The sequence below is a fragment of the Plantibacter sp. AC185 genome (genome assembly GCF_979258065.1).
The window spans coordinates 4,192,868-4,208,052 of record NZ_OZ409831.1 but is presented as its reverse complement, the minus strand read 5'-3'; the positions used below and the strand labels follow the sequence as shown (position 1 = coordinate 4,208,052).

Below are 15,185 nucleotides of genomic sequence, written 5' to 3'. Positions count from 1 at the left end.
CCGGCGCTTCGCTGAGAGCGCAGTACCACAGACACCGCTCGGGAGTCCGGTGTCGGTGGTGCTGCGTAGACTCGAAGGGTGTCAATTGCCAAGGTAGATCACCACTCCACGCTCAGCGTCCGCGGTGCCCGCGTCCACAATCTTCAGAACGTCGACCTCGAGATCCCGCGCGACTCGCTCGTCGTCTTCACGGGTCTCTCGGGCTCGGGGAAGTCCTCACTCGCCTTCGACACGATCTTCGCCGAGGGCCAGCGACGCTACGTCGAGTCGCTCTCGGCGTACGCCCGCCAGTTCCTCGGTCAGGTCGACCGCCCGGACGTCGACTTCATCGAGGGCCTGAGCCCCGCGGTCTCGATCGACCAGAAGTCCACGAACCGCAACCCCCGGTCGACCGTCGGGACGATCACCGAGGTCTACGACTACATGCGGCTGCTCTGGGCGCGCATCGGCGTCCCGCACTGCCCGGTCTGCGGCGAGGTCATCCAGCGCCAGACGGTGCAGCAGATCGCCGACCAGCTGATGGAGCTCGAGGAGCGACGCCGCTACCAGATCGTCGCCCCCGTCGTGAGCCAGAAGAAGGGCGAGTTCGTCGACCTCTTCAAGGAGCTCTCGGCCAAGGGCTTCGCGCGCGCCATCGTCGACGGCGAGGCGATCCAGCTCGCGGAACCGCCGACCCTCAAGAAGCAGGTCAAGCACGACATCGCGGTCGTCGTCGACCGCCTCATCGCCGGGCCCGAGATCCTCGGTCGCCTGACCGACTCCCTCGAGACGGCACTGCAGCTCACCGACGGCCTCGTGACGATCAACTTCGTCGACGAAGAGGGCGACGACGCCTGGCGCACCTTCTCCGAGAAGCTCTCCTGCCCGAACAACCACCCGTTGCAGCTGACCGAGATCGAGCCGCGGACGTTCTCGTTCAACGCACCGTTCGGTGCCTGCCCGGAGTGCTCGGGCCTCGGCACGCGCATGTCGGTCGACGCGGAGCTGCTCCTCGGCGACGAGGAACTCAGCATCAACGAGGGCGTCATCGTCCCGTGGACCACCCAGGGCAAGGGGCTCTACCAGTACTACGAGAAGCTGCTCGACGGGCTGGCCCGCGACCTCGACTTCTCGCTCGACACCCCCTGGCGAGACCTGCCTTCCAAGGTCCAGGAGGCGGTGCTCCGCGGCGACAACTTCAAGGTCAAGGTCAAGTGGAAGAACCGCTTCGGCCGCGAGATGAGCTACTCCTCGGGCTTCGAGGGCGTCATCCCGTACATCGAGCGTCAGTACCTCCAGGCCGACACCGACAGCCAGCGCGTGCGCTGGTCCGAGTACCTGCGCGAAGTCCCGTGCCAGGTCTGCGGCGGTCGTCGCCTGAAGCCGGAGGTCCTCTCCGTCCTGATCCACGACCACAACATCGCCGAGGTCGCCGAGCTGAGCCTCTCCGACGCCCGCGCGTTCATGGACCGCCTCGAGCTGAGCGACCGCGAGGCCCACATCGCCGCGCAGGTGCTGCGCGAGATCAAGGTCCGACTCGACTTCCTCATCCAGGTCGGACTCAACTACCTCGATCTGGCCCGGACCGCCGGCTCCCTCTCGGGCGGCGAGGCGCAGCGCATCCGCCTCGCGACGCAGATCGGCTCGGGACTCACCGGCGTGCTCTACGTCCTCGACGAACCGAGCATCGGCCTGCACCAGCGCGACAACCGCCGCCTCATCGAGACCCTCGTGGCCCTGCGCGACCTCGGCAACACGCTGATCGTCGTTGAACACGACGAGGACACCATCCGCACCGCCGACTGGATCGTCGACATCGGTCCCGGCGCGGGCGTCAACGGCGGCCGCGTCGTGCACTCCGGGTCGTACGAGGCGCTCGAGGCCAACACCGAGTCCCTCACCGGCGACTACCTCTCCGGCCGCAAGGCCATCGAGATCCCGGCGAAGCGTCGTCCGATCGACACGAAGCGTCAGATCCAGGTGATCGGAGCGCAGGCCAACAACCTGAAGAAGGTCAGCGCGGACTTCCCGCTCGGAGTCCTCACCGCCGTCACCGGCGTGAGCGGTTCCGGGAAGTCCTCGCTCGTCAACGACGTCCTGTACCGGGTCCTGGCGAACAAGCTGAACGGCGCGCGCAAGCTGCCCGGCAAGCACACCAGGGTCACGGGTCTGGAGCACCTCGACAAGGTGGTCCACGTCGACCAGGCGCCCATCGGCCGCACCCCTCGCTCGAACCCCGCCACGTACACCGGCGTCTTCGACAAGATCCGCAACCTCTTCGCGGAGACGCAGGAGGCCAAGGTCCGCGGCTACCTCGCCGGACGGTTCAGCTTCAACGTCAAGGGCGGCCGCTGTGAGGCCTGCTCGGGTGACGGCACGATCAAGATCGAGATGAACTTCCTGCCCGACGTCTACGTCGCCTGCGAGGTGTGCGGGGGAGCGCGATACAACCGCGACACCCTGACCATCCACTACAAGGGCAAGAACATCGCCGAGGTCCTCGACATGCCGATCGCCGAGGCTGCCGACTTCTTCGAGCCGATCTCCTCGATCCACCGGTTCCTGAAGACGCTCGTCGAGGTCGGCCTGGGCTACGTCCGTCTCGGCCAGAGCGCCACGACGCTGTCCGGCGGCGAGGCTCAGCGCGTCAAGCTCGCGACGGAGCTGCAGCGGCGGAGCAACGGGCGCAGTGTCTACGTCCTCGACGAGCCGACCACGGGTCTGCACTTCGAAGACGTCCGGAAGCTGCTGCTCGTTCTCGGCGGGCTCGTCGACAAGGGCAACACGGTCATCGTGATCGAGCACAACCTCGACGTCATCAAGTCCGCCGACTGGCTCATCGACATGGGCCCCGAGGGTGGAGCCGGTGGCGGGACGGTCCTCGCCACGGGAACACCCGAGCACCTCGCGACGGTCCCCGGCAGCCACACGGGCTTCTTCCTGAACGAACTGTTCGAGGCAGAGGCCGGCGGCAGCCGCAAGGCGGGCTGACGTGGTGGCCGTCCGCGGCGGAAGTGGTCTGGCGTACCGGCCGAAGGCGGGGGAGATCCCCACCATGCCCGGCGTGTACCGCTTCAGCGACGACTCGGGCCGGGTGCTCTACGTCGGCAAGGCGATGAACCTCCGGGCGAGGCTCAGCAACTACTTCGCGCCCCTGCACACGCTGCACGAGCGAACGCGCCGCATGGTGACGACCGCGACCGGGGTCACCTGGACGACGGTCGGCAGCGACGTCGAGGCGCTGCAGCTCGAGTACACGTGGATCAAGGAGTACGACCCGCCGTTCAACGTCAAGTTCCGCGACGACAAGTCGTACCCGTACCTCGCGGTCACCCTCGGTGACGAGGCGCCGCGCGTCATGGTCACCCGGAACACCCGGATCCCGGGGGCCAAGTACTTCGGCCCGTACCCGAAGATCTGGGCCGTCCACGACACGGTCGACCTCATGATCAAGGTCTTCCCGATCCGCACCTGCTCCGACTCGGCGTACAAGCGGGCCATGGCCTCGGGGAAGCCCTGTTTCCCCGGACAGATCGGGCGGTGCGGCGGCCCGTGCTCCGGCAAGGTCACCATCGAGGAACACCGCGCGATCGTCGACGACTTCGTCTCGTTCATGGTCGGCAACGACCGCCGGTTCACGACGCGCATCACCGCCGACATGAAGGCCGCCGCGGCCCGCCAGGACTACGAGTCCGCGGCCGTCTACCGGGATCAGCTCCAGGCGCTCGACCAGGTGCTCGCGAAGAGCGCGGTCGTCCTGCGCGACGCCGTGGACGCCGACCTGTTCGGCATCGACCACGACGAGCTCGCCGCGTCGGTGCAGCAGTTCATCGTCCGTGGCGGCCGCATCCGCGGTGTACGGTCGTGGACCGTCGACAAGGAGCTCGACATGTCGACCGCCGAGCTCGTCGACAGCGTCGTCCAACGGGTGTACGCCGCCGCGAGCGGGACCGAGGTCCCGCGAGAGGTGCTCGTCCCGGAACTGCCGGACGACGCCGAGAGCCTCGAGGACTGGCTGGCCGAACGCCGCGGCTCGAAGGTCGCCCTCCGCGTCGCCCAGCGCGGCGAGAAGGCGACGCTCATGGAGACCGCGGTCGTCAACGCCAAGCAGGCCCTCATGCTCTACAAGACCCGGCGCAGCTCCGACTTCGTCGCCCGGACACAGGCACTCGAGGACATCCGCGATGCGCTCGGGATGCCCGAGGCGCCGCTGCGGATCGAGTGCTTCGACGTGTCACACCTGAGCGGTACCAACATCGTGGCGTCGATGGTGGTCTTCGAGGACGGGCTGTCCCGCAAGGACGAGTACCGTCGCTTCGGCGTCGCCGAGTCCACCGACGACACCGACTCGATCTACCAGGTCGTCTCCCGGCGACTCGCACACCTCACGTCGTCCGAGCCCGTCGAGACGGTCGACGAGACCACGGGGGAGCGCAAGCGCCGGAAGTTCACCTATCCGCCGCAGCTCCTCATCGTCGACGGCGGGCAACCGCAGGTCGCCGCTGCCGCGCGTGCGCTGGAGGAGTCCGGCCTGACCGGGATCACCCTGTGCGGACTGGCGAAGCGACTGGAGGAGATCTGGTTGCCTGAGGACCCGTATCCGGTGATCCTGCCGCGGGGGAGCGAAGCGCTGTTCCTCCTCCAGCGGGTCCGCGACGAGGCGCACCGGTTCGCCATCAGTTTCCAGCGACAGAAGCGGAAGCGCGACATCTCGACCGTCCTCGGTGAGATCCCCGGGCTCGGTCCGGCGAAGGTCCGCGAGCTGCTCAAGCACTTCGGATCCGTCGCCCGCTTGAAGACCGCGACGCCGGCCGAGATCACCGAGGTCAAGGGCATCGGCGACAAACTGGCGGCCACGGTGCACGAGGCGTTGACCTCCGGCTCCGCACAGCCCTCGCAGGCCTCGCGGAATGGGTAGGCTGGGACTTCAGACCTTCGAGGAAAGCGTGTCGATGACCCCGGGCCAGCCGCAGCACCAGCAGGAAGTCCTCATCGTCACGGGGATGTCCGGCGCCGGACGCTCCACCGTCGCGAACGCGCTCGAGGATCTCGGCTGGTACGTCGTCGACAACCTGCCCCCGCAGATGCTCCGCCCCCTCGTCGACCTCGCCGAGCGCGCCGGATCACGTCTGCCGCGGATCGCCGCGGTGGTCGACGTCCGCGGCCGCGACTTCTTCAGCGAGCTGCAGGAGATCGTGCCGGCGCTCCGGGGCGGGACGCACCTCCGCATGATCTTCCTGGAGGCGACCGACGCGGCGCTCGTCCGCCGGTTCGAAGCCGTCCGCAGGCCGCACCCGCTGCAGGGCGAGGGAACGATCCTCGACGGCATCGTGGCGGAGCGTCACCGACTGAGCGAGATCCGTGAGTCGAGCGACGTCATCATCGACACGAGCGACCTCAACATCCACCAGCTCGCCACGACCACGCGTGAGCTCTTCGCCGGCGCGGAGACACCGGGTGTCCAGGTCACCGTGCTGAGCTTCGGGTTCAAATACGGCCTGCCCCCTGATGCGGACCTCGTCGCCGACATGCGGTTCCTCCCGAACCCGTTCTGGGTTCCGGAGCTGCGTGCGTTGAGCGGTCAGGACCCCGAGGTCAGTGAGTACGTGCTCTCGCAGACCGGAGCCGCCGAGTTCCTCGAGAGCTACGCCCACGCCCTCGAACCCGTCCTCGCCGGGTACCAGCGTGAGAACAAGCGTCACGTCACCATCGCCGTCGGCTGCACGGGGGGCAAGCACCGCTCGGTCGCGGTCGCCCTCGAACTCGCCGACCGGCTGCGGAACCAGTCCGGCGTCGCCGTACACGTCCGGCACCGAGACCTCGGGCGCGAATGACGCCCACGGGCCCGACGCAGCCGCGGCGGAGCCCGAACGGTCCGAGGCACCACGCCTCCGGATCGCGAACATGCAGGATCGACGCCGCACTCCGACGGCGCGATCACGACAGATAGGAACCACCGTGGCCCTCACCGCCGACGTCAAGAACGAACTGGCGCTCGTCCGCGAGACCCGCAACTCGGTCCGAGCGGCCGAACTCGCGTCCCTGCTCCGCTTCTCCGGCGGACTCCACACGATCTCCGGACGCGTGGCGATCGAAGCCGAACTCGACAGTCCGACCCTCGCGCAGCGGGTGCGGCGCGACATCGGCGAGCTCTACGGGATCCGCAGCGAGATCCTCGTGCAGAACCCCGGCAGCTCGGGCAAGCCGAGCCTGTTCGTGGTGCGCGTCATCGAGGGTGGCGAGACCCTCGCCCGGCAGACCGGACTCCTCGACGCCCGGCGGCGTGCGGTCCGCGGGCTGCCGAACCGGCTGACCACCGGGTCGCGCGACGAACTCGCCGCCGTCTGGCGGGGCGCGTTCCTCGCCACCGGGTCCCTCACCGACCCCGGCCGATCCGCGTCACTGGACGTCGTGTGCCCCGGTAACGAGTCCGCGATGGCGCTCGTCGGTGCCGCCGGCCGCATCGGTGTCTCCGCGAAGGCGCGGGAGGTCCGCGGCATCCATCGTGTCGTCATCCGCGAGGGCGACGCAATCAGCGGCATGCTGTCGCTCATGGGTGCCACCGGCACCGTCACCTCCTGGGAGGAGATGCGGCAGCGCAAGGAGGTCCGGGCGACCGCGAACCGCCTCGTCAACTTCGACGACGCCAACCTGCGCCGCTCCGCCCAGGCGGCCGTGGCGGCCTGCGCGCGCGTCGAGCGCGCCCTCGAGATCCTGGGCGACGAGGTGCCCGACCACCTGCAGTACGCCGGTGCCCTGCGCCTCGACCACCGTGAGGCCAGCCTCGACGAACTGGGCCACTTCGCCGACCCTCCGATGACGAAGGACGCCATCGCCGGCCGCATCCGGCGCCTGCTCGCCATGGCGGACAAGCACGCGAGCGATCTCGGCATCCCGGGCACCGACGCCAACCTCCCGGCGGATTACGAGGACTGAAACAGCTCGTGAATCCTCGCCGACCCGCCATCGTCGCGGTTCGTCATGCTGGGAACAAGCCCCGACTCCCGACGGTTGCCGCTCACTAGACTGGGTGATGACGCTCAGAGCCGTGTGCAGACAGCGCACGGGACAACACGAGGAGATCACGAAGAATGGCTGTTTACTCACTGCCCGAATTGCCGTACGACTACAGTGCGCTCGAACCGCACATCAGTGCGACCATCACCGAGCTCCACCACGACAAGCACCACGCCACCTACGTGGCCGGCGCGAACACGGCCCTCGAGAAGCTCGCTGAGGCCCGCGACGCCAACGACTTCACGAACGTCAACAAGCTCGAGAAGGACCTCGCGTTCAACCTCGGCGGTCACGTCAACCACACCATCTGGTGGAACAACCTCTCCCCGGACGGCGGCGACAAGCCGACCGGCGAGCTCGAGTCGGCCGTCGACGAGTACTTCGGCAGCTTCGACAAGTTCCAGGCGCACTTCACCGCCGCGGCGCTCGGCGTCCAGGGATCCGGTTGGGCCGCGCTCACCTGGGACACCCTCGGTCAGCGCATCAACATCCAGCAGTTCTTCGACCAGCAGGGCAACTTCCCGGCCGGCACCGTCCCGCTGCTGCTGCTCGACGTCTGGGAGCACGCCTACTACCTCGACTACAAGAACGTCCGTGCCGACTACGTCAAGGCGTTCTGGAACATCGTCAACTGGGCCGACGTCCAGGCACGCTTCGAGGTCGCGCGCAAGCAGACCAACGGCCTGCTGGTACTGTCGTAGTTGACCGGTCCGTCCCGGTCCCACGGGCCGGGACGGACCACCTTCCTCCTCACTCGGGGAGGGCGCTCACTCCGAGCAGACCGTACAATCGCGCCGTCTGGCGCCTCAGTATCAGGAGTCATCTGTGTCCGTCAAGATCGGCATCAACGGCTTCGGCCGCATCGGCCGCAACTTCTTCCGCGCCGCCCTCGCCAAGGGCAGCGACCTCGAGATCGTCGCTGTCAACGACCTCACCGACAACAAGGCGCTCGCCCACCTCCTGAAGTACGACTCCATCACGGGTCGTCTGGACGCGACGGTCGAGCTCGACGGCGACAAGATCATCGTCAACGGCAAGCCCATCATCGTGCTCGCGGAGCGCGACCCCGCCGACCTCCCCTGGGGCGAGCTCGGCGTCGACATCGTCATCGAGTCGACCGGTCGCTTCACGAAGTCCGACGACGCCCGCAAGCACATCACCGCCGGCGCCAAGAAGGTCCTCGTCTCGGCTCCCGCCACCGGCAGCGACGTCGCCACGATCGTCCTCGGCGTCAACGAGGGCACCTACGACGCCGCGACGCACGACATCATCTCGAACGCGTCCTGCACGACGAACTGCCTCGCGCCGCTCGCCAAGGTCCTGCTCGACAACTTCGGCATCGAGCGTGGCCTCATGACCACGGTCCACGCCTACACCGCCGACCAGAACCTGCAGGACGGCCCGCACAGCGACCTCCGTCGTGCACGCGCCGCCGCCGTCAACATCATCCCGACCTCCACCGGTGCAGCCAAGGCACTCGGCCTGGTCATCCCGGAGCTCGTCGGCAAGCTCGACGGCTACGCCCTGCGCGTCCCGGTCCCGACCGGTTCGATCACCGACCTCACGGTCGAGCTGACCAACCCGGCCACGGTCGAGGAGATCAACGCCGCGTACAAGGCTGCCGCAGAGGGCCCCCTCAAGGGCATCCTGAAGTACACCGAGGACCCGATCGTCTCGAGCGACATCGTGACCGACCCGCACTCCTCGATCTTCGACGCCGGCCTCACCAAGGTCATCGGCTCGCAGGTCAAGGTCGCCTCGTGGTACGACAACGAGTGGGGCTACTCGAACCGCCTCGTCGACCTCACCGAGTACGTCGCGGACCGCCTCTAACCAACCGGCTGTCTGCCGCACTCCTCACCCGAGCAGCCAGACACCGCATGGTCCGAACGGGCGTCCTGAATCATCTTCAGGGCGCCCGTTCGGCTTCGTCGGTGGTCGTGGCTCAGCGCAGAGAAAGACCCTCCTCATGACCCTCCGCACCCTCGACTCGCTGGGCGACCTCAGCGGTCGCAGAGCCGTCGTCCGCCTCGACCTCAACGTTCCGCTCAAGGACGGCGTCATCACCGACGACGGCCGCATCCGCGCGGCACTCCCCACCCTCAACGCGCTCATCAACCAGGGTGCGCGTGTCGTCATCGTCTCGCACCTCGGCCGCCCCGACGGCACACCCGACGCGAAGTACAGCCTTGCGCCCGTTGCGCAGCGGTTGTCCGAACTCCTCGGCAAGCCCGTGACCTTCGCCGCCGACACCGTCGGCAGTGCCGCGACCGACGCCGTCGCCGCGCAGACCGACGGCGACGTCGTGCTGCTCGAGAACCTGCGCTTCAACTCGGCCGAGACCAGCAAGGACGCCGACGAACGCGAGGCGTTCGCCGCCAAGCTCGCAGTCTTCGGCGACGTCGTCGTCTCGGACGGCTTCGGTGTCGTCCACCGGAAGCAGGCGAGCGTGTACGAGCTCGCCAAGCTGCTCCCGAGCGCTGCCGGGCTGCTCATCGCCGCCGAGCTCGAGGTCCTCGACCGTCTCACCGAGACCCCGGAGCGCCCCTACACGGTCGTCCTCGGCGGCTCGAAGGTCTCCGACAAGCTGGGCGTCATCGGCCACCTGCTGCCGCGCGTCGACTCGCTGCTCATCGGCGGTGGCATGCTGTTCACCTTCCTCGCCGCCCAGGGGCACGCCGTCGGTTCGAGCCTGCTCGAAGCGGACCAGATCGAGACCGTCCGCGGGTACCTCACGAAGGCCGACGAGCTCGGCGTGACGATCGTCCTGCCGACCGACGTCGTCGTCGCCTCGGCGTTCGGTGCCGACGCCGAGCACGTCGTGCGCCCGGCCGACGCCATCGAGGACACCCCGTTCGGTGCCTCCGGACTCGGACTCGACATCGGACCGGACACGGCTGCAGCGTTCGCCGAGATCGTCGCCGCGTCCAAGACGGTGTTCTGGAACGGCCCGATGGGCGTGTTCGAACTCGCGCCCTTCGCCGCCGGTACGCGCGCGGTCGCTGAAGCACTCACTCGCACGGACGGCCTGAGCGTCGTCGGTGGCGGTGACTCGGCCGCAGCGGTTCGTGCGCTCGGCTTCGATGATGACCAGTTCGGTCACATCTCAACTGGTGGCGGCGCCAGCCTCGAGTTCCTCGAGGGCAAGCGTCTGCCTGGACTGGAGGTCCTCGGATGGCAGCAGTAACCCCCGGGCGCACGCGTGTGCCCCTGATCGCCGGCAACTGGAAGCTCAACCTGGACCACCTCCAGGCGATCGCCCTCGTCCAGAAGCTCGATTGGACGCTCAAGGACGGCAAGCACGACTACGCCGACGCCGAGGTGGCCATCTTCCCGCCGTTCACCGACCTCCGCTCGGTCCAGACGATCGTCGCCGCAGACAAGCTCAAGCTGGCCTACGGCGCGCAGGACCTGTCGCAGCACGACTCGGGCGCCTACACCGGTGAGATCTCCGGAGCGTTCCTCGCGAAGCTCGACTGCCGCTACGTGCTCGTCGGACACTCCGAGCGCCGCACCCTCCACAACGAGACCGACGAGGTCGTCCAGGCGAAGACGGCCGCAGCCGTGCGACACGGCCTCGTCCCCGTCATCTGCATCGGCGAGACCGCCGAAGACCTCGAGGAACACGGCCCGTCGGCCGTCCCCGTGGCGCAGCTCAAGGCGGCCATCGACGGGCTCGCGCCGGACGCGGACATCGTCGTGGCCTACGAGCCGGTGTGGGCCATCGGTTCCGGTCAGGCGGCGACGCCCGACCAGGCGCAGCAGGTCGCAGCCGCTCTCCGCAGCACGCTCGCCGAGGTCCTCGGCGACGAGGCGGCGCAGCGCACGCGGATCCTCTACGGCGGTTCGGTGAAGGCCTCGAACATCGCCGGCTTCATGCGCGAACCCGACGTCGACGGCGCCCTCGTCGGCGGCGCGAGCCTGCTCGCCGAGGAGTTCGCCGGGATCGCCCGCTTCTCGCAGCACGTCGGGCTCTGACCGACCTGCTGCACCAGCAGCACCGACACGGCTCGGCCCGCGGCACCAGCCGCGGGCCGAGCCGTGTCCGCTGAACCGTCGAGGTATACTGGACGGCGGTTCAGCCCCTCTGAACGCGAATGCGAAAGGTCTCACGTGGAGATTCTCCAGGTCATCCTGCAGGTGCTGCTCGGCATCACCAGCCTCCTGCTCACCTTCCTGATCCTGCTGCACAAGGGCCGCGGCGGCGGTCTCTCCGACATGTTCGGCGGCGGCTCCTCCAGCAACCTCGGTTCGTCAGGGGTCGCCGAGCGCAACCTCAACCGCTTCACCGTCATCCTCGGCCTGACCTGGGGTGCCTGCATCGTCGTGATCGGGCTCCTGACGAAGTTCGCCGCCGCCTAGACCGGCCGCGAAGCCCCGTTCCCGGGGACGCAACTCGACGCACCACACCCGAACCACTCTCGACAGTACGAGAAAGAGGAAACACCATGGCATCAGGCGGAAGCGCTATCAGGGGATCACGCGTCGGCGCCGGTCCCATGGGCGAGCAGGACCACGGCTACCACGCGGACCGCATCGCCATCTCCTACTGGGACGCCCTCGGCAACGAGACCGTCCGCCACTTCGCGGCGAACGTCCCCGACGAGGAGATCCCGGAGACGATCGACTGCCCGACGTCCGGTCTGCCGGCCGGTCGCGACAAGGCGAACCCGCCGGAGGTCGCGAAGCTCGAGCCGTACAAGACCCACCTCGCCTACGTGAAGGAACGACGCACGGAGGAAGAGGCCGAGCAGCTGCTCGAAGAAGCACTCCAGCAGCTCCGCGCACGACGCGGTACGGCAGCGAAGTAGCCGGACAGCACCACATGCAGAAAGGCCGTTCCCCTCGGGGAACGGCCTTTCTGCATGCTGGCACCGGCTCGGCGGCCGGCCTCCGCTAGTACTCCGGGAGGATCAATGAATCCGGGACCTCGGCGGCGGCATCCTGGTCGACGAAGAACACCGTCCGTTTACGTCCCTTGGCCCCGGCGGCGGGGACCTCGTTGTAGCTGGCACCCGCGAGGGCGAGGCCGAGTGCCGACGCCTTGTCGGTGCCGGCGAGGACGAGCCAGACCCGCACGGAGGAGTTGATGGCCGGCCGCGTCAGGCTGAGTCGTTCCGACGGCGGCTTGGGGGAGTTCCGCACCGGCACGACCGAGGTGTCGGTGATCGAGACCTCGGCCCGCTCCGGGAAGAGCGACGCCACGTGACCGTCGGGACCGACACCCAGGAACGTGATGTCGAACCGCGGGTGGTCCTCGCCGGGCCGCGCGAACCGTCGGAGCTCGTCCGCGTACCGCACCGCGGCGGCGTCGAGGTCGATGCCGTCCTCCGGCGCCGGGTATCCGTGCACGTGTTCGGCGACGAGGCCACGCTCCGGAAGCGCCAGCAGGGTCTCCAGCAAGGCCTCGCGTGCCTGCAACTCGTTCCGATCGGCGTCGTCCCGAGCGACCCAGCGCTCGTCTCCCCACCAGAGGTGCACCCGGGACCAGTCCACCCGGTCGCGGTCCTTGGACGCGGCCACGGCGGCGAGCGTCCCCGTGCCGACGGTACCGCCGGTCAGGACGACGTGGACCGTCTCCTGCGACTCGAGCAGTTCGCGGGTTCGGGAGAGGAACCGCTTGGCGACCGAGGTCGTCAGTTGGTCGCGGTCCTGGTAGACGAGGACGCGTCGCTCGGTCGGCATCAGCTGGTCCGAGCGCGGAGCGTGACCGGCTCGCCGAGGCCGGGGAGGCCCACGGTGATGACCTGTCCGTACAGGACGTCCGGGTCGAGCGTGCGCAGCTCCTCGGCGAGGCAGTCGCGCAGACTGCGACGGGGGAGCGAGAGGTCGTGCGTCGGCTGTCCGGGCTGGATCAGCGTCGCGATGTCGGGAACGGGACGTTCGAGGACGACGTTGCCGGACGCCCGCGTGAGGCGGACACCGTGGATGCCGCTCGACCCGTGCGCCATGCTGAGCTCGTGGGTCACGTCGACCTGCAACTGCAGCTGGAGCCAGGCGGCGAGCAGCTCGGTCGACGGGGAGTCCGATGCTCCGGAGACCTCGATCGCCGTGACGGGCTCGTACGGCGGCTGGTCGAGCACCGCCGCGAGCTGTGCACGCCAGAGCGTGAGCCTGGTCCACGCGAAGTCCGTGTCTCCGGGGGCGTAGTTCGCCGCGCGACCGCGGAGGGCGGCGTGGGTGTCCGCCGCCGCGGACGCGTCGGTGATGCGACGCTGGGCGATGCGGCCGATCGGAGACGTCGAGACGCGTTCGGGTGCCTCACCGGGCCACCAGGCGACCACGGGTGCGTCGGGCAGGAGCAGCCCGGTCACGAGGCTCTCCTCGTTCTCGGCGACCGCACCGTAGGCGCGGAGGATGACCACCTCGCTCGCTCCGGCGTCGCCGCCGACGCGGATCTGGGCATCGAGCCGGTCTCCGATGGAGGAGTGCTGGTCGTCGTGCTCGGTGGAGAGGACGATGACCCGCATGGGGTGCTCGCGGGAAGCCTCGTTGGCGGCCTCGATGGCCTCCTCCTCGGCTCCGAGCCGCGTCGAGATCACCAGGGTGAGCACGCGTCCCAGGGCGACGGCGCCGCCGTCCTCGCGGATGGTCACGAGCGCCTTCGAGAGCTTGCTCGTGGTCGTGTCTGGCAGGTCTACGATCATGGTCGTCTCCAGGTGCGTCCGTCGCGGTTCATGAGGTCGTCGGCCGAGGACGGGCCCCAGGTGCCGGGAGCGTATTGCTCGAGCGGCGTGTCCTGAGCGGCCCAGTACTCCTCGATCGGGTCGAGGATCTTCCAGGAGAGCTCGACCTCCTCGTGACGGGGGAAGAGGGGCGGGTCGCCGAGCAGGACGTCGAGGATGAGACGTTCGTACGCCTCGGGGCTCGCCTCGGTGAAGGCGTGGCCGTAGCCGAAGTCCATCGTGACGTCGCGGACCTGGGTGCCGGCACCCGGGACCTTCGAACCGAAGCGGATGGTGACACCCTCGTCGGGCTGGACGCGGATGACCAAAGCGTTCTGGCCGAGCGCCGAGGTCTGGCTCTCCGCGAACAGGTACTGCGGAGCACGCTTGAAGACGACCGCGATCTCGGTGACGCGGCGTCCGAGGCGCTTCCCAGCACGCAGGTAGAACGGCACACCGGCCCACCGACGCGTGTTGATGTCGAGCCTCATGGCCGCGTAGGTCTCGGTCGTCGACTCCGGGTTCATCCCGTCCTCGTCGAGGAAGCCCAGCACGTGCTCGCCGCCCTGCCAACCACCGGCGTACTGCCCACGGGCCGTCGCGGCCCCGAGGTCGTCGGGGAGGCGGACGGCCGCGAGGACCTTCTCCTTCTCCGCGCGCAGGTCTGCGGCGTTGAAGGAGATCGGCTCCTCCATCGCCGTGAGGGCGAGGAGCTGCAGCAGGTGGTTCTGGATGACGTCGCGCGCCGCTCCGATGCCGTCGTAGTACCCGGCACGACCACCGACGCCGATGTCCTCGGCCATGGTGATCTGCACGTGGTCGACGTAGTTGGCGTTCCAGATGGGCTCGTACAGCTGGTTCGCGAACCGGAGCGCCAGGATGTTCTGGACGGTCTCCTTGCCGAGGTAGTGGTCGATCCGGAAGATCGAGTCCGACGGGAAGACCGACTGCACGATGTCGTTCAGCTCGCGAGCCGTCTTGAGGTCGCTGCCGAACGGCTTCTCGATGACCACCCGGCGCCACTGACCGTCGGCGGGTTCCGCGAGTCCCGAGCGACGGAGCTGCTCGGTAACCTGCGGGAACGCCTTCGGGGGGATCGAGAGGTAGAACGCGTGGTTGCCCATCGTCCCGCGATCCGCATCGAGCTCCTCGATGGTCTCCTTCAGCTTCTCGAACGCCGCGTCGTCACCGAATTCACCGGGGACGAACCGGATGCCCTGTGCGAGCTGGTTCCAGACGTCCTCGCGGAACTCGGTCCGGGCGTACTGCTTCACGGATTCGTGGACGACCTCCATGAAGTCCTGGTCCTCCCAGTCCCGTCGGGCGAACCCGACGAGTGAGAAGCCAGGGGGTAGGAGGCCCCGGTTTGCGAGGTCGTACACGGCCGGCATCAGCTTCTTGCGCGACAGGTCGCCTGTCACGCCGAAGATGATGAGGCCGCTCGGACCGGCGATCCGATTGAGGCGTCGGTCGGTGTCCACCCGCAGCGGGTTGGACTCCGGGGTGATTTCCACCGGGGACATG

13 protein-coding genes are annotated in these 15,185 nt (G+C 68.4%); 10 read left to right on the top strand and 3 right to left on the bottom strand.

What is annotated here, in order from left to right; translation table 11 throughout:
* Positions 1-78: 78 nt before the first annotated feature.
* The 10 genes from uvrA to ACZZZB_RS19565 all read left to right on the top strand — a co-directional run bounded on the left by uvrA (position 79) and on the right by ACZZZB_RS19565 (position 11,807).
* On the top strand, positions 79-2,970 hold the full coding sequence (gene uvrA / locus ACZZZB_RS19610) for an excinuclease ABC subunit UvrA (protein WP_463530508.1): 2,892 nt from the start codon (positions 79-81) through the stop codon (positions 2,968-2,970).
* A gap of 1 nt (position 2,971) precedes the next feature.
* Positions 2,972-4,897: an excinuclease ABC subunit UvrC gene (gene uvrC / locus ACZZZB_RS19605; RefSeq protein WP_290368182.1), complete on the top strand. Its 1,926-nt coding sequence runs from the start codon at positions 2,972-2,974 to the stop codon at positions 4,895-4,897.
* 34 nt (positions 4,898-4,931) lie between these two features.
* A complete protein-coding gene (gene rapZ, locus ACZZZB_RS19600) occupies positions 4,932-5,813 on the top strand; it encodes an RNase adapter RapZ (protein ID WP_064296920.1) in 882 nt (293 codons plus the stop codon).
* A 124-nt stretch (positions 5,814-5,937) separates the two neighbouring features.
* A complete protein-coding gene (gene whiA / locus ACZZZB_RS19595; protein ID WP_064296921.1) occupies positions 5,938-6,915 on the top strand; it encodes a DNA-binding protein WhiA in 978 nt (325 codons plus the stop codon).
* A 155-nt stretch (positions 6,916-7,070) separates the two neighbouring features.
* Complete coding sequence (locus ACZZZB_RS19590) at positions 7,071-7,697, top strand: superoxide dismutase (protein ID WP_064296922.1); 627 nt, start codon at positions 7,071-7,073, stop codon at positions 7,695-7,697.
* 124 nt (positions 7,698-7,821) lie between these two features.
* Positions 7,822-8,829 carry a type I glyceraldehyde-3-phosphate dehydrogenase gene (gap, locus tag ACZZZB_RS19585; protein ID WP_064296923.1) on the top strand — a complete coding sequence of 336 codons (1,008 nt, stop codon included), beginning with the start codon at positions 7,822-7,824 and terminating at the stop codon, positions 8,827-8,829.
* Between the two features lie 136 nt (positions 8,830-8,965).
* Entirely contained in the window at positions 8,966-10,183 is a 1,218-nt protein-coding gene (locus ACZZZB_RS19580) for a phosphoglycerate kinase (RefSeq protein WP_463530507.1), read from the top strand.
* Positions 10,171-10,974, top strand: coding sequence for a triose-phosphate isomerase (tpiA, locus tag ACZZZB_RS19575; RefSeq protein ID WP_194600604.1), 804 nt, complete (start codon positions 10,171-10,173; stop codon positions 10,972-10,974). The genes ACZZZB_RS19580 and tpiA overlap by 13 nt, the downstream gene beginning before the upstream one ends.
* A 135-nt stretch (positions 10,975-11,109) precedes the next feature.
* Complete coding sequence (gene secG, locus ACZZZB_RS19570) at positions 11,110-11,358, top strand: preprotein translocase subunit SecG (RefSeq protein WP_056005661.1); 249 nt, start codon at positions 11,110-11,112, stop codon at positions 11,356-11,358.
* Between the two features lie 86 nt (positions 11,359-11,444).
* A complete protein-coding gene (locus tag ACZZZB_RS19565; protein ID WP_064296926.1) occupies positions 11,445-11,807 on the top strand; it encodes an RNA polymerase-binding protein RbpA in 363 nt (120 codons plus the stop codon).
* Between the two features lie 85 nt (positions 11,808-11,892).
* Here the strand turns inward: ACZZZB_RS19565 and pgl are convergent, their stop codons facing one another.
* Genes pgl through zwf form a run of 3 tightly spaced genes read right to left on the bottom strand, consistent with a single transcriptional unit; the run spans position 11,893 to position 15,184 of the window.
* A complete protein-coding gene (gene pgl / locus ACZZZB_RS19560; protein ID WP_194644628.1) occupies positions 11,893-12,681 on the bottom strand; it encodes a 6-phosphogluconolactonase in 789 nt (262 codons plus the stop codon).
* On the bottom strand, positions 12,681-13,643 hold the full coding sequence (locus tag ACZZZB_RS19555; protein WP_079705959.1) for a glucose-6-phosphate dehydrogenase assembly protein OpcA: 963 nt from the start codon (positions 13,641-13,643) through the stop codon (positions 12,681-12,683). Before ACZZZB_RS19555 ends, pgl begins: the two co-directional genes overlap by 1 nt.
* Positions 13,640-15,184 carry a glucose-6-phosphate dehydrogenase gene (gene zwf / locus ACZZZB_RS19550; RefSeq protein ID WP_064296929.1) on the bottom strand — a complete coding sequence of 515 codons (1,545 nt, stop codon included), beginning with the start codon at positions 15,182-15,184 and terminating at the stop codon, positions 13,640-13,642. The genes ACZZZB_RS19555 and zwf overlap by 4 nt, the downstream gene beginning before the upstream one ends.
* Between the last annotated feature and the right edge of the window lies 1 nt (position 15,185).